Annotated in this window: 21 protein-coding genes and 1 pseudogene; 13 read left to right on the forward strand and 9 right to left on the reverse strand. The window is 69.3% G+C overall.

Annotated features, from left to right (window positions below; translation table 11 throughout):
• Positions 1-258, reverse strand: a pseudogene (locus B072_RS49395) (hypothetical protein); the annotation flags it as partial.
• Positions 259-643: 385 nt separating this feature from the next.
• On the opposite strand from B072_RS49395, the gene B072_RS0129300 reads away from it, so the two are divergent.
• Both B072_RS0129300 and B072_RS0129305 read left to right on the forward strand, forming a co-directional pair.
• Complete coding sequence (locus B072_RS0129300) at positions 644-1,573, forward strand: 5'-nucleotidase (protein ID WP_018533527.1); 930 nt, start codon at positions 644-646, stop codon at positions 1,571-1,573.
• A 179-nt stretch (positions 1,574-1,752) separates the two neighbouring features.
• Positions 1,753-3,222, forward strand: a complete 1,470-nt coding sequence (locus tag B072_RS0129305; RefSeq protein ID WP_026246427.1) for an SAVED domain-containing protein — start codon at positions 1,753-1,755, stop codon at positions 3,220-3,222.
• Between the two features lie 23 nt (positions 3,223-3,245).
• Here the strand turns inward: B072_RS0129305 and B072_RS0129310 are convergent, their stop codons facing one another.
• A complete protein-coding gene (locus B072_RS0129310) occupies positions 3,246-3,644 on the reverse strand; it encodes a hypothetical protein (protein ID WP_018533529.1) in 399 nt (132 codons plus the stop codon).
• A gap of 10 nt (positions 3,645-3,654) precedes the next feature.
• Entirely contained in the window at positions 3,655-4,794 is a 1,140-nt protein-coding gene (locus tag B072_RS0129315) for a hypothetical protein (RefSeq protein WP_158689258.1), read from the reverse strand.
• A 337-nt stretch (positions 4,795-5,131) separates the two neighbouring features.
• Here B072_RS0129315 and B072_RS0129320 point away from each other — a divergent pair, with 337 nt between their 5' ends.
• From B072_RS0129320 to B072_RS0129335, 4 genes are read left to right on the forward strand one after another with little or no spacing between them, the layout of a single operon-like run.
• Positions 5,132-6,106 (forward strand): hypothetical protein, encoded by a 975-nt coding sequence (locus tag B072_RS0129320; RefSeq protein ID WP_018533531.1) that lies wholly within the window; start codon positions 5,132-5,134, stop codon positions 6,104-6,106.
• Entirely contained in the window at positions 6,103-6,684 is a 582-nt protein-coding gene (locus B072_RS0129325; RefSeq protein ID WP_018533532.1) for a hypothetical protein, read from the forward strand. The genes B072_RS0129320 and B072_RS0129325 overlap by 4 nt, the downstream gene beginning before the upstream one ends.
• Positions 6,681-7,958 (forward strand): HesA/MoeB/ThiF family protein, encoded by a 1,278-nt coding sequence (locus B072_RS0129330; protein WP_026246428.1) that lies wholly within the window; start codon positions 6,681-6,683, stop codon positions 7,956-7,958. Before B072_RS0129325 ends, B072_RS0129330 begins: the two co-directional genes overlap by 4 nt.
• A complete protein-coding gene (locus tag B072_RS0129335; RefSeq protein ID WP_018533534.1) occupies positions 7,955-8,458 on the forward strand; it encodes a Mov34/MPN/PAD-1 family protein in 504 nt (167 codons plus the stop codon). Before B072_RS0129330 ends, B072_RS0129335 begins: the two co-directional genes overlap by 4 nt.
• A gap of 103 nt (positions 8,459-8,561) precedes the next feature.
• Here B072_RS0129335 and B072_RS0129340 read toward each other — a convergent pair whose 3' ends face one another.
• The 4 genes from B072_RS0129340 to B072_RS0129355 form a co-directional block, all read right to left on the reverse strand.
• A complete protein-coding gene (locus B072_RS0129340; RefSeq protein WP_199791109.1) occupies positions 8,562-9,635 on the reverse strand; it encodes an ATP/GTP-binding protein in 1,074 nt (357 codons plus the stop codon).
• Positions 9,632-12,025, reverse strand: coding sequence for a Mu transposase C-terminal domain-containing protein (locus B072_RS0129345; protein WP_018533536.1), 2,394 nt, complete (start codon positions 12,023-12,025; stop codon positions 9,632-9,634). Before B072_RS0129345 ends, B072_RS0129340 begins: the two co-directional genes overlap by 4 nt.
• Complete coding sequence (locus tag B072_RS0129350) at positions 12,022-12,717, reverse strand: hypothetical protein (protein WP_018533537.1); 696 nt, start codon at positions 12,715-12,717, stop codon at positions 12,022-12,024. The genes B072_RS0129345 and B072_RS0129350 overlap by 4 nt, the downstream gene beginning before the upstream one ends.
• A 166-nt stretch (positions 12,718-12,883) precedes the next feature.
• Positions 12,884-13,903 (reverse strand): TniQ family protein, encoded by a 1,020-nt coding sequence (locus B072_RS0129355; RefSeq protein WP_234018942.1) that lies wholly within the window; start codon positions 13,901-13,903, stop codon positions 12,884-12,886.
• A gap of 263 nt (positions 13,904-14,166) precedes the next feature.
• Here B072_RS0129355 and B072_RS0129360 point away from each other — a divergent pair, with 263 nt between their 5' ends.
• The gene (locus B072_RS0129360; protein ID WP_018533539.1) at positions 14,167-16,515 is read left to right on the forward strand and encodes a DEAD/DEAH box helicase; all 2,349 of its coding nucleotides are present in this window, start codon (positions 14,167-14,169) and stop codon (positions 16,513-16,515) included.
• A 31-nt stretch (positions 16,516-16,546) separates the two neighbouring features.
• Here B072_RS0129360 and B072_RS0129365 read toward each other — a convergent pair whose 3' ends face one another.
• Positions 16,547-17,092 (reverse strand): hypothetical protein, encoded by a 546-nt coding sequence (locus tag B072_RS0129365; protein WP_018533540.1) that lies wholly within the window; start codon positions 17,090-17,092, stop codon positions 16,547-16,549.
• Positions 17,093-17,517: 425 nt separating this feature from the next.
• Here B072_RS0129365 and B072_RS0129370 point away from each other — a divergent pair, with 425 nt between their 5' ends.
• Genes B072_RS0129370 through B072_RS0129380 form a run of 3 tightly spaced genes read left to right on the forward strand, consistent with a single transcriptional unit; the run spans position 17,518 to position 19,880 of the window.
• On the forward strand, positions 17,518-17,754 hold the full coding sequence (locus B072_RS0129370; RefSeq protein ID WP_234018943.1) for a hypothetical protein: 237 nt from the start codon (positions 17,518-17,520) through the stop codon (positions 17,752-17,754).
• Positions 17,751-19,304 (forward strand): helix-turn-helix domain-containing protein, encoded by a 1,554-nt coding sequence (locus tag B072_RS0129375; RefSeq protein WP_018533542.1) that lies wholly within the window; start codon positions 17,751-17,753, stop codon positions 19,302-19,304. The genes B072_RS0129370 and B072_RS0129375 overlap by 4 nt, the downstream gene beginning before the upstream one ends.
• On the forward strand, positions 19,305-19,880 hold the full coding sequence (locus B072_RS0129380; RefSeq protein WP_018533543.1) for a hypothetical protein: 576 nt from the start codon (positions 19,305-19,307) through the stop codon (positions 19,878-19,880).
• Between the two features lie 150 nt (positions 19,881-20,030).
• Here the strand turns inward: B072_RS0129380 and B072_RS0129385 are convergent, their stop codons facing one another.
• Positions 20,031-21,281, reverse strand: coding sequence for a hypothetical protein (locus B072_RS0129385; RefSeq protein WP_234018944.1), 1,251 nt, complete (start codon positions 21,279-21,281; stop codon positions 20,031-20,033).
• 200 nt (positions 21,282-21,481) lie between these two features.
• On the opposite strand from B072_RS0129385, the gene B072_RS44290 reads away from it, so the two are divergent.
• The 3 genes from B072_RS44290 to B072_RS44295 all read left to right on the forward strand — a co-directional run bounded on the left by B072_RS44290 (position 21,482) and on the right by B072_RS44295 (position 22,651).
• Positions 21,482-21,862: a hypothetical protein gene (locus tag B072_RS44290; protein WP_234018945.1), complete on the forward strand. Its 381-nt coding sequence runs from the start codon at positions 21,482-21,484 to the stop codon at positions 21,860-21,862.
• A gap of 8 nt (positions 21,863-21,870) precedes the next feature.
• Positions 21,871-22,173 carry a hypothetical protein gene (locus B072_RS0129395; RefSeq protein ID WP_043244952.1) on the forward strand — a complete coding sequence of 101 codons (303 nt, stop codon included), beginning with the start codon at positions 21,871-21,873 and terminating at the stop codon, positions 22,171-22,173.
• A 115-nt stretch (positions 22,174-22,288) separates the two neighbouring features.
• Positions 22,289-22,651, forward strand: a complete 363-nt coding sequence (locus B072_RS44295) for a hypothetical protein (RefSeq protein WP_018533546.1) — start codon at positions 22,289-22,291, stop codon at positions 22,649-22,651.
• The last annotated feature ends 83 nt before the right edge of the window (positions 22,652-22,734 follow it).

The following is a 22,734-nucleotide window of genomic DNA, read 5'->3' on the forward strand; positions in this document are numbered from 1 at the left end:
CTCGCGGATCTTGTCCTCCGCGACCTCAGCCGGCACGGAACGCTTGCGGGCCGCCGCAGCGGAGCTCTTGCGTTGCCCGCAGGTGAAGCAGGGGCCTTGCCCTTTGGTAATGACGCTGGTGTAGCTGGATCTTGTGGGCTGCATGCATGTCTCGCAGATGGCCGGCCAGGGTTTGTCCGCGCCGGGGTAGGGCGCCTGGAGTATCAGTCCACGCGCAGACATTGCCGCCGCCCGTGCGATGGGATCGATCTTCGCCACGTTGTCTCTCTTGAGTCGAACGAAACTACGACCCACACCGGGTGGGCTGGAGGGCAGTGTAGAGAGCCCCACTGACAATGACGGCGCCGTTAGTGGCGGAGCCTAGGACTCCGTTCCTGCGGTGTGGAAGCGAAGGGGGATTCGCCGGTCAGAGCTGGCGCCGGCGCCCGCAGGGCGACGTACGCGGCAGCCCTCGTGCAGGCTCGGCGGAAGTTCTACCGCTTCCGGAGAGACCCCGCGGCGAGGCCGGCTCTGGTCGTCAAGGAAAGGTCCGACGACCCTGCCTGTCAGTGGTTCGGCGGGGGAGCCAAGGTGCGGAAGTGGCACGAGCGGGTCATGGGATAATTGGCACAGACGTTTGAATGAGGGGGAGAGGAGTAGGGCCATGCCGCCGTACGAACTCGCGAACCGACTCGTCATCGGGATCGCATCCAGCGCACTGTTCGACCTCGCCGAGGCAGACGATGTCTTCCGCAGGGAGGGCGAAGATGCTTATCGCGCTTACCAGGAAGCCAACCTGGATAACACCCTTGAGAAGGGTGTGGCCTTCTCGTTTATCCGGCGGCTGCTCTCCCTCAACGACCTGAACCCGGCGAACGATCCGCTGGTGGAAGTCATAGTGCTGTCCCGTAACGACCCCGATACCGGCCTGCGGGTCATGAGGTCGATCGCTGCGCACAAGTTGGAGATCAGCAGAGCGATCTTCATGCAGGGGCGCTCTCCCTACCACTTCATGCCGGCCTTGAACATGTCGCTGTTCCTCTCGGCGAATGAGGACGACGTCCGCGAAGCGGTGGCTCAGGGGCTGCCCGCTGGCCGCGTTCTGGGGCCCGCCGTAGCCGATGACACCGACGACCGCGATCTGCGCATCGCCTTCGACTTTGATGGTGTTCTGGCTGACGATTCCTCCGAGCAGATCTACCAGTCGGACGGCATTGAAGGGTTCCGCTCGCACGAGATGGTGAACGCCGCCACTCCTCATGACTCCGGACCACTCCGAGGCTTCCTCGCCAGCGTCAATCGCATCCAGCACCGCGAGCGGGAACAACTCGCCAGGGACGAGACCTACAAGATCCGGGTCCACGTCTCCCTCGTGACGGCCCGCAATGCGCCAGCGCATGAACGCGCGGTCCTTAGCCTCAAAAAGTGGGGCCTGATGGTCAACGACGCCTTCTTTCTCGGCGGTATAGAGAAGGGCGCGATCGTGAGCGTTCTCAAGCCGCACATCTTCTTCGACGATCAGGTTGGGCACCTGGCCGGCACTTCGGGCAGCACGCCCAGCGTGCACGTACCCTTCGGCAAGATCAACGAATGATCCAGCCGGAGCCCCGTCCAGATGCGCCGCAGACGGCCACCAGGCTCCTCCACGTTGCCTGCCCGTAGAGGCGCTGGGGCGCTTGATTGCCCAGGGACAGCGGCGGACGTGTGCGGTGGTCTACTGGGGGAGTAGTGGTCCGCTGTGCGGCGGGCCGATCGTGAAGGAGATCAAGTCCGGTGCCTGACCTGCCTGCTCCGAGCTCGACTGGTGTCCGTATCGCGGGAGACCGTTACCAGTGGTTGATCGCCTGGCAGGGGTGCGCCGCAGCAGTACGGGACGCGGCCCTCCACGTGGCCAATCCGGTTGTGGCGGTCGGCGTCGAGGTCGACGGCGTGGGCAACGTCGACGATGTCGTCCTGTACCGCAAACAGCCTCCGCACACCTACACGCAGGTCAAGTACGCGGCGGACAGCAGCACGCCCGTCAACGAGGAATACCTGCTCAAGTCCAGCGACCAGGGCGGGCCGTCGATCCTGCGGAAACTGGCCCGGTCTTGGGAGCAGCTGATCCAGGACGGGACCCCGGTCGAACTCGTACTGCTCAGCAACCGGTCTCCGGACGCGGGCGACCCCTTGATCTCCCTTCGCGATTCCCGCACCCAGCTCCTCCTGCCGAAGGCGGCCCGGCAGGGCCCGCGCTCCAACGCAGGGAAGGCGCGCACGCGCTGGGCCGAAGGATCCGGCCTGAGCGAAGAGCGGCTGCTGGAGCTGCTGAAGGTGCTGCGCTTCGACCTAGCGCGGGACGTCCAGCATCTCCATGAGCACCTACAGATGATGATGTTCGCCGCGGGGCTGCGGTTCGACGAGGAGTCCATGCACGCCGGAGCGGACTGGGTCGCCCGCCAGGTCGCCGACGGCCGACGCCGGTTGTCTCTGGCGGACATCCGCGAGGCGATCGGGGTGATGCGGCTCGCCGCGGGCTCGTCACGGACGGTGCTGTCCGTGGCCACCTTGAAGCCCGACCCGATGGCGCAGGACGCCGACTACGCGGTGGACTGGGTGGACCGCTTCGAGACCGCCTCGCAGTACACCAAGCGCCGCCCGCTCGCCCCGGCGACCTGGGAGCAGCTGCAGGCGGACCTGGAAGCTGCACCGTCCCGGATGGGGCCGGGCTTCGCCGCCGTGGCCCTCACCGGCAGTCTCCGCCTGGCCCCCACGTTCCTGGTCGGCGCCGCCTTCCGGATGGTTACCGGCACAGACATCGCCGTGGCCCAACGGGAACAGCTGTGGTCGTCCGGTGAGGAGTACGACAGCCCGCTGGAGCCGGCCGTCGACGAGCATCACCTTGATCTCGGCCCCGACCTCGCCGTGGCCGTCGCGATCGCCACCGACCCGACACGGGACGTGCTGCAATTCCTGCGCGAGCAGCAACTGCCCGTCTCCAGACTGCTGGTGCTGCGCCCGCCCGCCGGGCCGAAGGACAACGCCATCCCGGACGCGGCCACGGCCAACGCCCTGGCCGTCGGCATCAGGGACTGCGTCCGCCGCGCCTGCCGCCCGCACCCTCAGATCCATCTGTTCCAGGCCGGCCCCAAGGGGATGGCCCTGCTGCTGGGCCACCGCTGGAACCGGTTGCGCCCCACCATCGTGTACGAGGACGTCAACGCGGAGCAGGCCTACGAGAAGGCCTTCTTCGTCAACGCGTGAGCAGGGCCGGCGCGGGCCCGGTCTCAGCGTCCGTCGCACGCCCCCGGCTTGCTGTCGCGGTGGGGCGGTGCTCCCGAGGCCGTCGGGTGCAGTTGCGGGAAGTGGCTCTCCCACACCTCGCGGACGGTGGGGGAGACCAGGGTGCGCAGGATGGGCCACTGCGCGCGCAGCAGTTCGTGGTCGAGATAGGCGCACAGGTCGTCGTGCAGTCCCTCGGCGAGCACCGTGCGGTACAGGCCCATGCGCTGACGGGGCTGGTCGAGACGGAATGTCCGCAGCCCGGACCAGGCGACGTGCAGGGGCAGTTCGACGGCCCCGTCGCGCGGCCCGGTCAGCTCCTCGAGCCGGGCGGGCAGGCGCTGCTCGTACTTGGCGCGGTAGCGCGCGAGGTCGGCCGTGTCGTCAGGGGGCATGCCCCGCATTGTGCCGCCGTCAGGGCCCGGCCGTGGCAGGGGGCGGCGCACCCTGCGCCAGGCGCAGATCATGGTGGACCAGCGTGAGGCGGTCGCGGGCCGCCAGCCAGCCCAGCGCGAGGGCGACCGGCAGCGGGCCGTGGAAGAACAGCAGCCCCTCCACCGCGGTCGTGCCGCCCAGGTGCTGCGCCCACTGCCGCCGTGCGGCCTGCCACCGCTCCCAGATGTAGGTGGTCACCGCGGCGTTGAGGCCCGGCTCGTCGGGCAGGTAGGCGTCGCTGGTGTCGACGATGAGGTAGGCGCCGCACGGGCCCGGCCCGCCGGCGGCGCCCGCATCGGGCAGACGGTAGCCGGTGTGGTGCCCCGGACCGTAGGAGACCTGTCCGGTCTCCGCCACGTGGCGGGCGTCGTCGACCATGGAGGCGGCCGATGCCAGCCGCACGATGACCGCGATCCGGTGACGCTGCTGCCCGGGCGCCTCGGGAATCTCCACGGGCGCGGGGCCCTCCGCGCGGTCGGCCGGCAGCAGCCGGCGGACCCGGGCGAACTGCTGCGCGCCGAGCGGCTCGCGCAGCGCGCTGCCCAGCACGAGCCCAGGGACCACCGACCGCCCGGCCGCCTGGGACAGATGCATCACGACCAGCGACGTCTGGACGTCGTCGGCCAGGCGCCGGCCGAGAAGGAAGGCGTCCTGCAGGTGCGCGAGGACATAGAGCGCGACCTCCGGCTCCGCGGTCCCGGCCGCCCGCAGTTCCTCGATCTGCGCGTCGACGAGCCGGGCGACGAAGTCAACGGTCTCCGGACGGCCCTGCACCGTGATCTCGCCGGGCCACAGGAGCGCGCGGTCGACGACCAGCGTCGCGCCGTGCGCCCGGCGCGACGCGCTCTTCAGCGCCAGAACGCGGGACGCCTGCGTCCGGTCCGCCGGATACAGGCTGACCACCACGCCGAGCCCGCGCGGACGCTGCAGCACCCACCCCACCAGGACCAGGAGCAGGGCCGCGGCGAAGACCACGGCGAACACCCACGGCCGACGCGTCCACTGCTCCAGGATGTTCGGCACGACCCCGAGCGCGACGGCCGTGCAGGCCGCCATCAACAGCGTGCCGCCGCCCTCCCGCGAGAACACCAACCGTCTCAACTGCCCCAGCCACCGCATCCGCCCCACCCCTTCGGCCCCGGACTCCGATCGCGACGATCCTGCGCCAGGAACCGGGGCCACGCCACCCCGGCACCGCGGCAGGCCGCGCGCCCGACGCCCCGGCCCGCGTACGCCCCGCTGAACCGGCGCGTCACCTGCGCGAATGCGCTGCCCTGCCGCTCGCGGACCGCGCCGCGGTGATCAACTACCCCGGCGGAGCAGGGGAATTGTCAGTGGCGGGTTTTACCGTTGACGTCGAGCAGCCAGAGATGCCGCCAACCGCCGCACCCGCTCCGGGAGCCCGCGGCACAGCGTGCACCCAGGGCTGAACGACGAGCCCCAGGAGGCACACCGCATGGGCATCGACGACGCATTCGACGACTTCCAGAAGACCGTCAACGAGGACCTCGACAAAACCAAGCTGGCCCGCGAGCGTCGGGACCTGTTCAAGACCGCGCTGCTGAGCGAACCCGACGTGCTGGAGACCTTCGGATCCGGATCCCTCAGCCGCAGCACCCAGCTCAAGCCCATCCACGACGTCGACATCGTGATCGTCTACGACGGCGACGCCCACCCCGGGTGGGGCCAGTTCGGCCCGAGCGCCGAAGACGCCCTCGAACACATCCGTACCCAGGTCAACCGGCTGCTGAGCCAGTCCAGCGGCACCCACGACAACGTGGTGCGGCACACCCTGCTGCGCAACCACGCCGTCAAGTGCTTCCTCGACGACCCCGACGACCCGGAGGCCTTCACCGTCGACGTCATGGCCGCGCTGCGCCAGGCGGACGGCACGCTGCTCATCCCGGAGAAACTCAGCACCCGCTGGGTGCCGGCCAACCCCGAGTACCTCATCGATCAGGTGGCCGAACGCCAGCGCGCCTGGCCGCACTTCCGTCCGCTGGTCAGGATCCTCAAGCAGTGGCGGCACACAGTGCGCGTCGAGGGCCGCATCAAGTCCCTCGTCATGGAGGTCCTCGCCCTGCACTGCATGCCGGACTCCGGCAACCGCGCCACGGCCCTGAAGACGTTCTTCACCGCCGCCGCGGACCGGGTCCACGACGGCGTGTGGGACCCGGCCGACCTGTGCGGCGAGATCCAGCCGGACCTGGACCGTGAAGGACTGGCCGCGGCGTTCACGGAGGCCGCCGACCTCGCCGACCAGGCCTGCGCCGCGGCCGCTGCAGGCGACACGGACGGTGCCCTGCGCCTGTGGCAGAAGATCTTCGGCGACGGCTTCCCCGCACCCGCCACACCGGGCAAGGCCGCCGGGGCGATCACCGCCCCGGCACTCCTCACCCCGCGCCCGATCAAGGACGCCCCCCAGGGATGACCACCGACCACCAGCTCAACGCCCGCACTCCCATCGCCTGGTGGGAGTGCGAGCCACGCCGACTGCACCGCGACCAAGAGGAAATCACCACCCGCTTCCCGGACCTGGCCTGGAAGCAGGACGAGGCCGGCACCTGGGAAGGTCGCCTGCCCCGCTGGCCCTTCGACCGGCCCGAGCCCGCACACCTGACGGACTGGACCAGCGGCGAAGGGCTCCTGCTGCGCATGGAGTGCCACCAGGCATACCCCATGGTGGCGCCCCGGATCATCCCGCTGGACCCCAGGCCCCAACCGTTTGAGTGGACTCAGCACCGCTGGCACGTCAACGGCGACGCCAGCCTGTGCTTGCTGCGCGAGGCCGCGGCCTGGACAGGACGGGAGTCCGCCGTCGACCTCCTCCTCAAAGCGGCCGGCTGGCGTATCGAGTACGCGCTGATGAAGCACAACATGATCGATGAGATGACCGCCAATGGCATCGTCAGCGACGACCGCCTCGACCATCTCCTGGCCGGGCCCCCGGCGCCCGATGGCAGCCGCCGCCACCCCGCGCCGCCGACCGGCTCAGAGGAGCGCCCATGATGATCCTCGTCCCGCGCGGCGCCGCGCAGGCCCTCCGCGGCGCAGGCCCCTGGGGCCGGCTGGCCCTGCGCATCGACCGTCCCGGAGGCCGAGCCGTCGTCAGCGGCATCTCGCAGCGCATGGACAGCATCATCACCGTGGACCCGGACGTTCGCTCCCGACTGCTGGGCGGCTGCGACTCCACCTCCACCGGCTACTGGTACCGGGCCTCCACCGAACTGCACGCGGTAGGAATCGAACTGAGTAGACGGAACAACGCCGCCACCACACTCGACACCTTCAAGGACCTGGCGGACGACGGACTCAGGACGCCCGGGGCGGACGGCTACCTGGCCCTGACACACGCGCCCGGAATGAAGGACGCCTTTCCCGAGCACAACCTGCCCGACCTCCTGGCCTGGTACCTCACACCAACGCAAGCCGTCCCCGTCCCGGTGTCCGTCGAACCCGCCACCACCGGCATCCACCAGCTCGACAACCACTGGCCCACCCAACACCTGCAGCAGACACGGGTCATGCTGATCGGTACTGGCAGCATCGGCTCCGCCACCGCGCACGCACTCGCCGGCTACGGCATAGGGCACCTCACCCTCGTCGACCCCGACCGCCTCGACTGGCACAACCTCGTCCGCCACACCAGCGCCCGCCAGCACATCGGTCGCCTCAAGGTCGACGCCCTGGCCGAGGAACTCGCCGCGCTGCGCCCCGACACCGCCACCACACCGCTGGCGCTGGACGTCATCACCGACGCCGACCGCATCCGGGCACACCTGACCGACACCGACCTCGCCGTGTGCACGGCCGACGGCGTCGCCGCCCGCCGCGTCACCGGCCACCTGGCCCGCCGCGCGGGCCTGACCGCCGTACTCGCCTGCGTCCTCAACGACGGAGCGCTCGGTGAAATCATGCGGCTGCGCCCACGCCCCGGCCACGGCTGCCTCACCTGCCGCCGCCAGCACCTCATCGAATCCGGCGGCATCGACCCCGAACCCGCCCTGGACGCCGGCTACGGCACCGGAACCCCACACCGCCCCATGACCGCCGTCGGCCCCGACCTCCACCTCGTCGCCCACCTCGCGGCCAAGACCGCCGTGGCGAGCATCCTCGAACGCGCCGGACACCCCGACCAGCGCCTGCCAGGCGAGCACGCCCTCATAGCCCTGCGCCGCCAACCCGACTGGGCCCCGCCCTTCGACCTCGCCCGCACCACCGAACTGCGCTGGCTCCCCGCCAGCCCGCCCCGAAACGGCTGCCCCACCTGCGAGACACCATGAACCCACAAGCCGTCACCACCGTCCGCCTCACCCCAGCGGCCGCCCACACCATCACCACCGAACTACGCACGGCCGACCACACCACCGAAACCGGAGGCATCCTGCTCGGGCACCACAGCGCGGACGTCGCCACCATCCACCACGCCGGCACCCCCGGCCCCGCAGCGGTGCGCACCCCGACCTACTTCCTGCGCGACCGGGCGCACGCACAGATGCTCGCCGACCAGGCCTTCGCCGCCGACAGCAGCGTCTGGATCGGCGAATGGCACACACATCCCACCGGTCGTGTGGCCCCGAGCGCCAGGGACGCCACCACCTACCAACAGCTCCTCAGCGACCCCGAGCTGGGCTTCACCAGCGTCGTCGCATTGATCCTCGCCAAGCGCGACGGGCAGTGGACCGGCGCCGCCTGGGCAGCACACGACGGCGGCATCGCTCCCGCAGCACTGGAGCTCCTCAAACCCCATCCGGAGAATGAGGCAACCGGCCGCCCCCGCTGAGCGCCACACCAGCTCGCGGGCCGCCATGAACTTCCCGCGTGCCGCAAGGCAAGCCCCCGACGGCAGTCGTGCTGTCGCCGCGGCGCCGGACAGATCGGGGGCACTACGTCCAGTCGTCCTCGGAGTCCTGGCGGCCCACGATCATGTCGTTGAGGCCTTCCTCGGTGATGGCCTCGGTGCCGTCCTCGATGGCCTGCTGGGCCGTCTGGCAGAGCAGCTGGTCGAGGGTGTCCATGTAGCCGCCGGTGCGCTCGTGGAGCAACTGTTCGAAGTCCAGCAGGGATTCGGGTACGTGGTTGTACAGCGCGAAGTTCTTGTCGTAGGCCTTGAGTACGCTGCGCCAGCCCTCCTCCAGCCCTTTCCGGAAGGGGATCGGTTTGATCGTCATGACGGGCAGGTTGCTGCGGAACTGCTCGGAGGTGTGGGGGCGTCCGCTGCGGCCGTGTCGGCGCAGGCCCTCGTTGACGATGTCGGTGGCATCGCGCCCGCAGTAGATGATCGACACGCGGAGCCGGGCCTGGAGGGAGTCGAAGTAGTCGAATGCGGTGCTCAGTTCGCTGTCGTGGATGCGGTCGACGCCGTCGATCAGGATGAGTGAGGTTCTGCTCTCTTGCATGTGGTGCACGACGGGTTCGGTCATGTCGGTGCTGCGGTAGTTCCGCTTCTCGATGTTGAGGGTGTGGTCCATGCCGAAGAAGTCCGCGAACGGCAGGGACCAGTCCAGGTTGCTCTCGCAGCGGGGCGGGACGTTGATGTGGACGACCGGCGTCCAGACGCTGTCCGGCCTCCGCTCGGTCTCGAGGAGCCCCTGGTAGGCGCGGCCGATCTGGAGAAGCAGGACGCTCTTTCCGGCGCACCCGTCGATGATCATGCTCATGCGCTTGCCGAGGGGCCGGAACCGGTTGGTGCGCAACGTGCGCCGCGCGTCCTTGATCCCCTGCGCCACGTCGGGGGTCATGACGGGAATCATCTCCCCGTGGTAGATCATGCGCGGATCGGTGTCGGTGACTTCCGTGCCCAAGGGAGCGCAGTCCGCCAGCGCCGGCTTCTTGCGCTCGCGGCGCACGAAGGCGTTGAACCCGTCGCGCTCCGTGAGGAGTTCGGGCTCGTAGTGCAGAAACTGGTGTGTCGAGTCCGTTGCGCCCGCACGCTGCGCGATCTCCAGCTTGTCCATCATGTCTCCTGCTGGTTGGGTACCGGCGGTGCATCGCCGCTGTCACGGGACTCGGATGGCGGCCGGGCCCGCTCGGCCCGCATGCCGCGGAAGATGTCGCCGGGCGCGCCGTCCAGACCGTGGGGCCGTGCGGCGGGGGAACGCCGCCTGCGGCCCGGGGAAGCGGTGGGCTCCTGCTGCGGCGCCGACTCGCCGTCCGCGTCCGCGCAGTCCTCTGTCGGCCCGGGCGCACGCTGGCCGGGGAAGAGGTCCTTGGCCGCGACGTTGAGCAGCGGCGCGGGCCGCACGCTGCCCGGGGCGGCCGGCGTGATCCCGGCGTACGGGTTGACGGCCGCCTCGGTGATCTCCAGCGTCTGCGGGACGAAGGCGGCCGCCGGGGCGGGGGAGGGGGAGGAGCCGGATCCGGAGCCGCGGCGCGCGCGGTCCAGCATTTTGTCCACCGCGCGGGCGATGGCCTCCTCGGTGCCCTCCCGGTCTTCCTCCTCGCTGACGAGGAGTGCGGCCTGCTCCCACAGGTACTGGGTCCAGTCGTCGTGGATCAGGTGCTGGTACTTGAAGTCGAACGGCACCCAGGGATCACGTGCCGGGTCCCCTTCGACGGTGTGGTCGTAGAGCCACACCCGTTGCGGGACATAGGGGTTGTAGTAGATCCGCCAGCGCTGGCCCTGTCCCTTGATGCCGGTGTGGCGGTGCCTGAAGTCCCTGATCCGGGAGCTGACATAGGTCCGGTTGTCGATCTTGATGCCGTCGCGGGTGACGATCCGCTGCGTGCGCAGCAGCAGTTTGCGGTTCTCCTTGGGGGAGGCCGGCCGGGGCACTCCCTCGGTCGCCACGGCCGCCGCGTACATCTGATTCGGTGTCAGCACCATGGCTGGGTAGATGGGGGACCGCAGCCCCTCGTGCTCCGTGTTCTGCCATTCGGTGACGACCCACTCGTGCCACAGATCCTGCAACCTGTTCAAGGACAGCAGGGGTTCGTGCTCGACGTTCTTGCCGCGCCGGCCCAGACTGTTGCCGGTGTAACCGGCGACGAACTGGGAGAAGCCGCTCTTGATCGAGGCGTTGGTCCGCTCGATGATCTGCTTGTCGACGGCGGTACGTTCCCGGGCCGGCTCCACCTCGATACCCAGCGTCTCGCAGGCATCCTTGAAGTGCCCGGCCTTGAAGATCTTGGCGTTGTCGACGACCACGGTCTTCGGGCGGATCACCGGCCGGGCCGCAGCACCCGTCATCCGCGGGTCCTGCGCGAGCATCTCGGTGAAGGGCAGGTCGGAGTTCTCCGCCAGCGCCAGCGGGGCCCAACCGGGACGCGCCGGCAACGGCGCCATCATCTGGGCCAGCAGCAAGGAGGCGTCCAGCGCCTTGGTCCCGCGCCCGCCCCGACGCTTGCTGCCCTTCCCCTTTTTGCGCCCCGACTGTTTCGGCACGATCATCCCGGCGGGCAGGCAGCGGCTGAGATTGTCGACTCCGTAGGTCAACTCCACCTGCACTGGCCGTCCGTCGTCGCCGCGGGCGATCACGTCCAGTCCGGTGGAGTCGATCTGCACGCGCTCGCCCAGCAGCGACACCACGGGCGGGTGGAAGGGGCCGTCGGCGGGCTCCTCGTCCGGCCCGTCCCGCCGGACGGCCCTCTCTTCCGACGCCACGGAGATCCCCAGCCGCTGCAGCAGGTCGTAGAAGGTCGACCGGGCGGGCCACAGCTCGTCGAACTCGTCCGGGTGGGCGCGGCGCAGGGCGATCCGCACCCGCCTGCGCAGCCGGGAGAGCGTTCCCGCCGACTCGCCGCCCGGTGTCCGCTCCTGCAAGACGAGGTCCACGAGCCGCTTGTCGCAGCGGCCGTGGGGCGAGCTGGTGCGCAGCCAGCGCTGGTCGATCAGTCCGAGGAGGCCCTCCTTCTCGTAGGCCAGGCACTTGCGCTGCACGGTGGCGACCGAGCCCGTCAACCCGGCCGCCGCCAGCTCGCTGGCCTTGAGCGCATAGCGGGCGCTGCGGGTGGTCGTCGCCGGGTCGTAGCCGGGCCGCGGGGTGACCCGGCCGTCCCGTACGCGCACGGGGCGTCCGGTCAGCACCTCCTGAACGTGCTCCTTCCAGCTCTGCACCGTCTCCCGCTGGTGCTCGTCCAGACGGTCCAGCACCGACAGGTCCGGCAGCACTTCCGGCTCCCACGGCGTCCCGTCCGCATCCAGTACGGCGAAGTCGCTGGCGGCGACCAGCACGGAGACCAGCACCTGCGCGTCCAGGCCGTGCTCGTCCAGGGCCACCAGGTGCACCGTGGAGCCCTGCACGGCACCGATCAGATAGCGCCCGGCCTCCCACCGCACCGCCATCCCCGGCAGCAGTACGTCTGCCGACCCGTCCGGTTCCTCCGCCTCCGACGCCGACGGGGCACTCATGTGCTCTCCCAGGCCGCCCACACAAGGCTGGTGGGGATCAAAGGAAGGTCCCAGTTGGTGGCCAACTCGCCCGTCCACAGCAGATACCAGCACAAAGACCGGGGGAGTGCGAGACAGTCGGCACCCTCGCACAGGGGGCGCGGCCGGGCGAAGGCCTGCAGCAGTACCGGCTTGGCCTCCTCGTCCGCGTTCTCGTCGTGGCGGAAGTGCGAGACCAGGGACAGGTTGCGGCGCAGCAGGCCTCCCGGAACCCGGGCCCTTCGGACCTGCCAGCCGGCCTCCTGCCCAGCCGTCCTTGCCACGGCCGTCCCCTGCTCATCGGGCTCCCGCCCGCCCCAGGCGTACAGGTACAGGCGCCGTTGCCCGCCCACGGTGCGGGCCAAGAAGGCCGGATCCACCACCCCGGTGCGCTCCCCGTCGCTCCACTCCAACTGCAGCGACGACGCCGACAGATAGGCGATACCGGGATCCCGGTCGAGAACCATGGCCGCGTCCCGGTGCTCCAGCGACCGGCACACGAAACTCCTCTTCGTGGTCGACGACCAGTACTGCCGCACCTTCGATCTGCGCCCCTTGTAGGGGCGCTGCTCGTGCAGCACCGGCCACACCTCGACCGGCGCCCCGTACAGGGCACGCGGCGACACGAGGCGCTCCCGCCCCAGTTCGTCGCGGTGACGGACATGAACCTCCATCACATGCCTCCCGGTGCCCGAGGCGGCGGACCCGAGGCCCTTTCAGCGTCACGGCAGCGCTGCCGCCGCTGAGCCCCACCACCGCTGTTCACCCGAAAGTGGGCAGCCGGACTTGCGCTGGCCACGGCAACCCCCTCGCCGCCCCGGACGGCACGTCGCACGGCCGTCACAGAAACAGCCGGTCCATTTCGTTCGGCATCCGCACCCACGGCAGACACGTGAGGTCCTGCAGCGAGGCCAGAGGTGCAGCCTCCTGCCCGGCGACCTCCATCTCGCCCGGGCTCCCTGCGCCGGAGCCCGAGGCTTGCCGGGCGTGCCGCAGCGGACGATGGCCGCTGATCCAGTGCTCCAGCGGCCGTCGGAACGCCGAGCCGCGCTGGCGCGCGACCCGGAGTAGCCAGTCCCGGCTGTCCGCCGCGCTGAGCCTGCCGGCGCGGCGGCGCTCCTCCATCCACGCCATGTCCCGCGCTAGCCGGGACAGCATGCCGAACTGCGCCACCGGGCGTGCACGCTGCTCGCCCACCCGCGCCGCGAGCAGGGCCCATTCCGGATCCCTTGCGCATGAGGGGTCCTCCAGATATTCGACGTACGTCAGCACCGACAGGGCGTCCGCCTCGATCCACCGGGCAGCGGACTGCCCCAGACGCTTGCGGACACGGTTTAGGCGCTGCTGGGCGCGGACCACGCCCGGGTGGTCGCGCAGATCGATGTAAGGGCGCTGATCACTGCGGGAGTTGTCCGTCCAGCGCCCATGGCGCAGACACACATGCCACGGATCCGGCAGGATCAGCCAGGCAGGGGAACGGGTGCCACGGCTCGCCGCACACAGCGAACAGGCCTGCACTATGTAGCCGGCGCGCGCGTCCCACGGCCACTCCCAGTCCTCCGACGAGCCGTCGGGCATGAGGAACTCGTCGCGGACACTGACCAGTCGCAGGGACAGCTCGGCCACGCTGCAGCCGGAGAGGTTGGCCAGCCGCTCGCGCGCATACCGGCTCACGTACATCTCGGTGTACTGCGGCTCCACCGGCATCGGACCGACGCCCACGCGCACCAGCAACTCTTCCACCGGCCACAGGTTGCGGGCGGCCAGCCGGGTCACGTACGACCCCGTCGACTCACCCTGCAAGAACCGCAGCCGCAGATGCAGCGGGCGCCGGCCCAGCCACGGATCCCGTTCCGCCACGACGTCCTCCCCACGGAGCACCTCACCTACCGTTGCCATCCAACTCCGCCCGCCTCCGGCCGGCACCGCGCACCGGGAAAGTGATCCCAACCGGAAGCCGACCGGCACAAAAGCGTGTCGGCCGTGCCGGGGAGCAGGCCAAAAGAGGAACGTTGCCGGTCGATGCCCCTCACACGGCACCGCCGCCTGGCACGCTCCCGATAGCAGACCTGACAGCCCGGCCTGTCGGCAGTGGCCCGGCCGAGAGGGGGCCACCGCATCTCATGACCGGCCGTGCTCAACTGCGCCCGCACCAGGAGGAAGCCGTCGCGGCCGGCGTGCACGCCCTGCTGTCCCGACGGCTGGCGGCCGCGACCATCGTCGCCGCCTGCGGCACCGGAAAGACCCTGATCGGCAAGCGCATCGCAGAGCACTTCCCCGCCGACCGACCGGTCCTCGTCCTGGTGCCCACCCTGGAACTGCTGCTCCAGACCGCGGCCCGCTGGCTCACCGACGGCGGATTCGACCAACTCATCGGCGTGTGCTCGCTGCAGGGTGTCCACGACCGCCACCTGCGCGGCTACCTGTGCATCACCGGTGACCCGCGCGCGCTCGTCCGGCGCGTGGGCCAGGGAGGGCGCACCGCCGTCTTTGCCACCTACGCGTCGCTGCCCACCCTGGCCGAGGCCCACCGCGCCCACGGACTGCCACGGTGGGACTTCGCGCTCGCGGACGAGGCCCACCGCACCAGCGGGGACTGGGACAAGCAATGGGGCCTCATCCACGACGACCGCGCCATCCCGGTCGCCCACCGCCTCTACATGACCGCGACCCCGCGCAACTGGCGCTCCACGGACAGCAAGCGCACGAAGGCCCGATCGCGCCTCGAACGCCTCGCCTCGATGGACGACCCCACCGTGTACGGGCCCACGGTCTACAAGCTGGACCTGGCCGAAGCTATCGAGCGCGGCATCCTCGCCGACTACCAGCTCATCGTCCCCGAGATCCGTGACATGAAGCTGCTGGAGGTCCTTCAGGACGAACTGCCCACACCGCATCTGGACGGGCTGCGCCTTGCGGTGATGCAGGCGGGCCTGCTGACCGCCATGGCCGAGCACGATGCGCTCCAGGTGCTGACGTTCCACGGGCGTGTTGCCGCAGCCCGTGGCTTCGCCGACACGCTGCCGCAGACGGCCGAGATCCTCGCCGACCACACCGGCATCCGTAATCCTTGGTCACGTGCCTTGCACCATCGCCAGTCGGCCTGGGAACGCCAGCTGTACTTCCGTGAGTTCGCGCACTTCTCCGCGCTGGCCCCCGGCAGCGCCGCCGACGCCCACGACGCCGCGGTGCTGGCCAGCGTCCGGGTGCTGAGTGAGGGGGTCGACGCCCCCAACACCGACGGCATCTTCATCGCCGACCCGCGCCGAACCCCCAGCAGCATCGCCCAGACCATCGGCCGCGGCCTGCGCAAGCCGGCAGGGCAGGACAAATGCGCCTCGATTTTCCTGCCGGTCTACACCCACCCGGGACAGACCACGAAGGATGCAATGAAGTCCTCCCAGTTCTCCGAGATCTGGAAATTCTTCAACGGCCTGGCCGTCTACGACTCCAAGATCTTCCAACGGTTCGGCAAGCGCCAGCGCGCCCGGCCACAGCCCATCGCCGCCCGCCCCATCCGTGTCGCCGACGTCAACCGCGCTCTGGGGCTGCGCACCCACCGCCCACACAACAACGCCTACTGGGACCTGGGCTGGCAGGCAGCCCAGGCCTTCCGCGAACAGCACGGCCACCTGAACGTGCCCAGCGAATACGTCGCCCCCGACGGACTGGCCCTGGGGCAGTGGATCGGCCAACAGCGTTCCCTCCACGCCGCCGACGCCCTGTCTGCCGACCGCACCACGGCCCTCACCCTCCTGGGCATTTCCTGGCCCCACCCCCCGGAAAGCTTCGAACACCACCTGGAGCACGCCACCGCCAGCGCCGCCCGCCACGGCACCCTCGCCCTCGGCAAGCACGCCCACGCGGGCGACCGTGCCACGGCCGCCTGGCTCGAGACCATGCGCCGCCGCGCGGACATCGGAGAACTCGCCCCCGCCCGCATCGCCGCGCTCGACGCCGTGGACCCCTTCTGGAACCCGCCCTGGAGCCTGCGCTGGCAGTACACCTATGTCCACATCCGGCGGCGCCTGACGACCACCGCCTGGCGGTGCACCTACCACCCGGACCACACCCACGACTCGGCCTGGGACACCTGGCTGGACCGCCAGATCACCCAGCACGACCTCCTCGACCCGCAGCAAAGGCACCTGCTGGACACTCTGGTACGCGCCTGCCCCGACGCCCACCCGCACAGCATGCTGCTGACCCGGCCCACGACCCTGCGCGCACGGGCCTTCAACCGCGGTCTGCGCGCAGCCCGCCACTACCGCCTACGCCACGGACACCTCGACGTACCCGCAGACCACCGCGAGGACTTGGACGGAGACCAGGTCGCCCTCGGTGCCTGGCTGGTTCGCCGTCAGCGGGGTATCGCGCAGATGACACCACCCCAGCGCACCGCCCTCGAAGTCCTCGACGCCAGGCTCCCACCCGTGTTCCTTCCGCCCGCGGCGCCCGCAGCCGCAGCATGATCCGGCACCGTGCGAACTCACGCAGGACGGATCACGCCTTCGCGGCGGCGTTGACGCCGTCCGCCTGATAAAACACCCGGCTCCCGCGCCTGATGCGCCGCACCCGCCCCTGGCCCACCATGGCCTCCAGAGCGTTGCGCATCGCCGGCTCCTTGATCCGCCGGCCCGGATGCGCCCGGCCCAACGCCGTCGCCACGTCCTGCGCAGAACAGGGCCGGCCTCGGTCACGCAACTCCTCAACGATCAGATCCCGCAACGTCGGCGCCCCGGACGCCTTCATGGGGGATACCGACGTCGAGGGTGCCGGATCCTTCCCGGCTTCCCCACCCCCGGAGACCGCCTCGGCGGCATCCTCTTCCCGGACACGGTCCGTACCCGCTCCCGGCGTGGGCGGCATGTTGTTCTCCAGGCCCTCCAGCCAGGCCTGGCTGGCGTCGAGGAGGTGCAACTGGTCCTGCAAGGCGGCGATATCGGTGCGGATCCGCTCACGCTCTTTCGCGATGAGCTCCAAGTCGCCCTTCACCACGGCCGCATATCTGGCGCGAATGGACAGCAGGTCAGCGACAGATTCGTTCATGGGACCGCCTTCCACGACACGGCTCGGCCGTAGCCACGCTAGGCATGTTGGCGATGTCGACCTGCCCAAACGCGCATACAAGAACGATTGCGACCGGCTTCGTGCCAGCTGTGAACGCAACGCTTCGCGGTCCGTCGCCGGCTGAAGGGCCCAGTGGCGTCCGCCCGTTCAGCCTGGCATCACCATGACCGGCGGCTGCCCTGGGGCATCAGCGCGTGAACCCCTGTACCTGCGGTGGGAGCGGGCAGCGCCGGGTGCCGGAGGGGAGTGGCGGCGCCCCGCAGAGAGGTGACCGGTTCGACTCCTCAGGGGGCCCGGCACACAGAAGAAGAGACATGAGGGATGCTGCGTCAATGCGGGAGGATCTAGATATTGAACATGGTCAATGATTTGTAGTTGGTCTTGAAATCGTGCATACTCGGAATGTGTCTGATGAGGGTGAACTGATCGCGGCGATGACCGAGTTGCGGGCTGCCGAAGAGCGGGTTGCCGAGGCGTTGCGCGTGTTCCTGGCGCGGGACCCGGTGACAGGGCGTCCGGTGCACGGACGGATCGGACGGGCCGCGCAGCTGACGGGCTGGGGGGAGCAGCGGGTCAAGGAGACGGTGACCCCCGCGCTGGCGGAGCGGCGCCGTGCCAAGCGGAAGACGGGCGAGTCGTGAACGGCTCCGACAACTTCGGCGAGATCGACTCACTGCTCGCCTCCGTCACCCCGGAGGCCGAGCTGCCCACCCCTGTGGTCCGGCGTGAACTGCGCGAGCAGGCCCGACTGTCGAAGGCGCAGGTCGCCCGGGCGCTGGGAGTGAACCCGTCGACGGTGGCCGCCTGGGAGGCGGGCCGGGACCCGGCAGGGGAGTCGCGCCAACGCTACGCCTACCTGCTGGACGGGCTGCACGGAAAACTCGAAGAAGCAGCGCAGGCCGCGGCCCCGGCGCAGTCGCTACCGGAGTCGGACGCCGACGGTCTGGCCCCTTCGCCCGGCCCGGCAGCCGGCGAGGCCGCCGACCCCGACGATGTCGAAACCCTAGCTGTGCCCGAGCCGTGTGTGCTGTGCGGGAACCCGGCCGCCCAGAGAGTGGCCGGCTTTCCGCAGCACCTGGACTCGGCCGACTGCCAGAAGACGTCCGCGCCCATTCCTGCCACGCCCCGGCCGCGTGAGGAAACGCCACAGCCGTCGCGGGCGACGTCCCGCCCCACACCTCTTGGGCGGCCCACGGCGCCGTCCCGGCGCGCTTTCCAGTCCGCCGACGAGCCGGCCGGCCTCATCGCCTCCTCCGTCCAGGCGGCACTGGCCACCCACGCCGGCGACGTCGAGACGGCCACCGCGGCACTGGTGAAGACGGCGATCCCGGACGCCATGGCCCTGCTGGACGAAACCCGCAAGGGCGGCCGCTACGACGTCATCGCCCACCCCTGGCTCCCGGACATCCTCAAGAAGAAGTCCAAGCACGACGCCGACCAGATCTGGGAGGCCCGCCCCAGATGGACCCGGGCCGAACTGCCGCCCGGCACCCACGAGATCACCGCCCTCGACATCAACGGCGCCTACCTGTCCGCCCTGAAGACACATCTACCGATCGGGCAGTTGGAACATTCGGCCGACGGCCGCCACGACCGCCGCAGGGCCGGCGTCCACCTCATCACCCCACCCGAATGGGCCCACGGCGATGTGCTGCCCAACCCGCTCGGCCAGCGCGACGAACCCGGACCCCTGTGGGTCACCGAACCCACCCTGCGCCTCCTGCTGCGCCTGTCCGGCCCCAAGTACGGCCTATGCGACCCTCCAGTGATCCACGAGTCCTACACCTCCGGCGCCACTGAGGGACTGCTGGAGAAGTTCCGCATCGCCCTCAAGGACGCCCGCGACACCGCCATCGCCCAGCAGGACGAGGTCACCCTCGAGTACGTGAAGGCCATGTACTCCAAGTTCGTCTCCACCATGGGAACCTCGACCTACAACCGGGAACTGAACCGTCCCGACTGGATGCACCTCATCCGCAGCCAGGCCTTCGCCAACCTCTGGATGAAAACCCTCAAGGCCCACGAGGAAGGCCTCACCGTGGTCCGCGCGATGGGCACCGACGAACTCCACGTCATCGGCGACTGGCGGCGTGTCTTTGACGAGGGCCGCGGCGTCACCGAGGTCAAAATCAAGGACATCTACACGGCGGGCGCGGCGGACGCCTCCCCCGAGGCGGGGGAGGGGGCGTAAGTGCCCGAGCGGAATCTGGAGTTCGGCAAGTTCGGCGCCCAGGGGATGAAGGGCCACGAGGCGGCGGCCCGCCAGCTCGACGCGCTCGCCGGCTTCATCGCCACCCCCGTCACCCAGCGCCGCGGCATGCTGGCTCGCCTGCACTACCTCACCCGCACCCCGCACGCGAAGGCCGCCGCCCGCGCGGCCGGCCTCACCATCTCCGACCGCACCCTCAAACGCTGGGCCGACGGCAAAGCCACCCCGTCCAAGAAGAGCCTGGCGCAGCTGGAGACCGTGTACGTACGGGTGCGCCGCCACAACGTGGCCCGCTACCTCGTGCAGCGCCTCAACCGCCAGGGCCGCGGCACCCGCGTCGAGTTCCACCCCCTCAACCAGTCCCAGGTCGCCCGCCCCCTCCAGCGTGACGTCTCCTTCCGCACCCTCAACGTCCGCCACTGGGACCGGATGGTCGAAGCCTGGGCGGCCGGCGACGGCCGGGCCATGGACAGGGCCTGGTTCGACGACATCACCGCCGACCTCGGCTCCGACTACGGCGCCTACGAGTACGTCATGAACATCGGCTTCGCCGCCTGAGCCCTTGTGGGATCTCAAATTCCGTGTCGGAATCTCACGGTCGATGTCGGATGGAAGTCGGATCCGACACCATGCTGAGACTCGCAGGTCGCAGTAGACAAGAGAGAGCGCGGTCAGTGGGTTGCTGCTTCTCTACGCTGGTGCCCACGTTCACTCATTGGGGGACTCCGTTGCCAGCGGGATGCCGCACCGCCAGCAGCCGTTCGCGTGGTCGTCCCCGCAGACGAAACCGATGCCACCATCCACGCACCATTCGGCGGCCTCCTCGGACAGCAGGTCGGGCCCGGCATGGAGCAGCCGACGGAGTTCCGTGGTGTCCGCGATGTCGGCCGGGCGGTTCGTGAACCATTCGTCGAACCAAGGCTTGTCTCGGTGCACGTTCCAGCGCGCATTCTCCCGGTCGTCGACAGCCGTAAGGAACCGATCGACGATGCGCCCCCAACTCGGAGTTCCGAACCAGCCGTTGTCGGACGCGCAGAAGAATTCGATCAGGGTTCGCAGGCCGAACGTCTTCTCGCGAAGGCAGTACGCCCGCCCCCAAGCGATCGCGTCCTGTGCCATCTCCGCGAGTTCTTCGCGCGGATCAGCCTTGTGCGCCGGGTCGTCAGGGTTATGGCAGGCCAGCCCGAGCTCGAGAACAGACTGTCCGGTCGGTAGAACCCGGGACGGGTCGACGATCGCGAGACCGAGACTGATCCAGTCGACATGTTCGAACGACAGCATCGAGCGCACGAGTCGGGTGGTTGCCGTGTTGATCCGCATCATTGTGCCGTCGTGGAGCGGGCTCTTCCCGGCATGCCAGTTCTCGACGGGTGTGTTGCGCCACACCGCGAGCGTGATGCGGGTGGCAGCGAGCCACAGCAGGGCGTCGTCGTCGAGGTGCCCGAACCGCTTGGCGCACTCCTGGGCGCCGTAGGGGATCAACTCCTCCGGTTTCGGCCACCTGTGGCTGTCCGGCCCTTCAGGCCCTTCAGGCGCGTACTCGTAGTCGTCGGCGTACTCGTCGAGGATCGCGCTCAACTCGGCAGCGCTGTAAGCCTCGCTGTACTCGGAGCCGTCCGGCCCCTCGACGGTGTACATGTCGTGGTCCCAGGAGACGTACACATCGCGCCAGAGCACCACGTCATCGCACTCGCCGGCGTTGTCCGTCACAACCGGCCTGATGGTGATCGGGGCAGTACGCCCGTCGGTTCGCTCGCCGTCCTTCTCGGCGGCCCATGCGGTGATGACCCCGAGCGGCTTCGGAAGGAGAGGACCGACCTCGGTGATGCTGAACGACTCTTCGTCGTCATCGGTGTCGAACCGGCTGTTGACGAACGCGACCGCCTCGGAGGGCGTGCTGACTACGGACTGGCTACCACTCTCGTTGTCAACCACTCGCCACAACGGGCTGTTCTTCACGAGGCTCTCCGATCGCGGTGAGTGCACCCGGGGCGGGTGCGATGTGCCGGGTCGCTCGGCACTGACTCCGATTATGGGCTGATCAGCCCATCCGTAGTCCCGAAAGGCGCTTGTTGGCGACAACGTTCGGTACGTTCGCGTGCAACCTGCTTTTCGCGACCGCGGCGACACAGCAGAGTTCCGCAGCGGAGGAGGCGAAGATGGCGCTGAACAAGAAGGGTTCCCGGCGCATAACCGTTGACGGGATCGAGTACCGCTGGCGGATCCGCGGGAAGCTCTCCTACATGCAGGGCCTCTGCTGGACACCGCTGACCTACGCAGTTGAAGCGGCCAGCAGCAGCCAGCCGGGCATGACCTTGATCGTCACCAGCGGTCAGGCCCATCCCAGCAACTGGGCGGGCGTCGAGGCGGAGCCCATTCGTCCGGCTCACGTTGTTGCCAGCATTCGAGACGGGATCAAGGCTGGGATCCAACCTGGGTCGGTTCCCTTTCCAGCTCGACCGATCCGCAGGATTCATCGCCCAGTCATGAGACAGAGCGGAGTAGGGCGGCGCCTCTGGCCCGGCATCATGGCCTGGTGACCACATGGATGCGCTGCTACTGGGACGAGGAAGACATCTGGTTCTACTTCGAGGTCGACGCCGAAGGCTGGGTGATCCGGCAGGTCGAACTCGAAGGGCCAGAGCTGATCCCGATCGCAGCCGCTTCCCTCGCCGAGTGGCAGCGGGCCCGCGACGCAGGCCGCCTCGGTGACTACGACAGCAGATTCGGGATCACCGCCGAGCTGCCCGTCTCGGAATGGGAAGGCCACGACCCCGAACAACTCACCTTCGAGGAGTTCGAGGACGTCTGGGGCCCTGCCCGTCAGCAGATCGCATCCCGGCCCAGCTGACCTCTCGGCGCCGCACTGGCTTCTTGGCATCATCGCGACATGCCCCCCGGCCCTTCCCCGCACCGTCCGAGCCGTCGACACCGCTCAGCTCCTGGACCTGGCCCAGGAGGCCGCCATGCATGGCTTCAGCCAGCGGCTCCCGGTCGACTGGCTACGAGAGCACCTCGCCACAGAAGCGACGCACTACCTGTTCCCGACACTCGTGCAGCGGCTCACGCATCGTCCCGAGGTGCCGCTGCAATGGAGGTGCCAGCAACTGCTGACCGTCAGCATTGGCGAGGAGATTTGGGGTCTCCTCGACGTCCTTCCCGACACCTTCGACAAGATCCCGGAGACCTTGGACACGGCGTCCAAGAAGGACATCGTCAACCGCATCGAGCAAGCAGTGAAGGTGCGGAAGTGGATGGAACGGACGGCCGCCGATGCAGGCTCATTAGGTCCGGCGCAGCCGGCTGGGCAGTCTGAGGAAATGACATAGATCTGAGACAGCCGCCTGCCGACACGTCGTGAGACTGGAGGGGAACGTCCAGGCCATAGCGCCGGCGCCTGACATCGAAAGTG

This window comes from Streptomyces sp. HmicA12 (genome assembly GCF_000373565.1).
Lineage (GTDB): Bacteria > Actinomycetota > Actinomycetes > Streptomycetales > Streptomycetaceae > Streptomyces.

Bases quoted from the DNA above. Each gene is read 5' to 3' on its own strand.
- B072_RS0129300 (WP_018533527.1), top strand. From the start codon at position 644: ATGCCGCCGTACGAACTCGCGAACCGACTCGTCATCGGGATCGCATCC.
- B072_RS0129310 (WP_018533529.1), bottom strand. From the start codon at position 3,644: ATGCGGGGCATGCCCCCTGACGACACGGCCGACCTCGCGCGCTACCGC.
- B072_RS0129315 (WP_158689258.1), bottom strand. From the start codon at position 4,794: ATGCGGTGGCTGGGGCAGTTGAGACGGTTGGTGTTCTCGCGGGAGGGC.
- B072_RS0129320 (WP_018533531.1), top strand. From the start codon at position 5,132: ATGGGCATCGACGACGCATTCGACGACTTCCAGAAGACCGTCAACGAG.
- B072_RS0129325 (WP_018533532.1), top strand. From the start codon at position 6,103: ATGACCACCGACCACCAGCTCAACGCCCGCACTCCCATCGCCTGGTGG.
- B072_RS0129330 (WP_026246428.1), top strand. From the start codon at position 6,681: ATGATGATCCTCGTCCCGCGCGGCGCCGCGCAGGCCCTCCGCGGCGCA.
- B072_RS0129335 (WP_018533534.1), top strand. From the start codon at position 7,955: ATGAACCCACAAGCCGTCACCACCGTCCGCCTCACCCCAGCGGCCGCC.
- B072_RS0129340 (WP_199791109.1), bottom strand. From the start codon at position 9,635: ATGATGGACAAGCTGGAGATCGCGCAGCGTGCGGGCGCAACGGACTCG.
- B072_RS0129345 (WP_018533536.1), bottom strand. From the start codon at position 12,025: ATGAGTGCCCCGTCGGCGTCGGAGGCGGAGGAACCGGACGGGTCGGCA.
- B072_RS0129350 (WP_018533537.1), bottom strand. From the start codon at position 12,717: ATGGAGGTTCATGTCCGTCACCGCGACGAACTGGGGCGGGAGCGCCTC.
- B072_RS0129360 (WP_018533539.1), top strand. From the start codon at position 14,167: ATGACCGGCCGTGCTCAACTGCGCCCGCACCAGGAGGAAGCCGTCGCG.
- B072_RS0129365 (WP_018533540.1), bottom strand. From the start codon at position 17,092: ATGAACGAATCTGTCGCTGACCTGCTGTCCATTCGCGCCAGATATGCG.
- B072_RS44290 (WP_234018945.1), top strand. From the start codon at position 21,482: ATGGCGCTGAACAAGAAGGGTTCCCGGCGCATAACCGTTGACGGGATC.
- B072_RS0129395 (WP_043244952.1), top strand. From the start codon at position 21,871: ATGCGCTGCTACTGGGACGAGGAAGACATCTGGTTCTACTTCGAGGTC.
- B072_RS44295 (WP_018533546.1), top strand. From the start codon at position 22,289: ATGCATGGCTTCAGCCAGCGGCTCCCGGTCGACTGGCTACGAGAGCAC.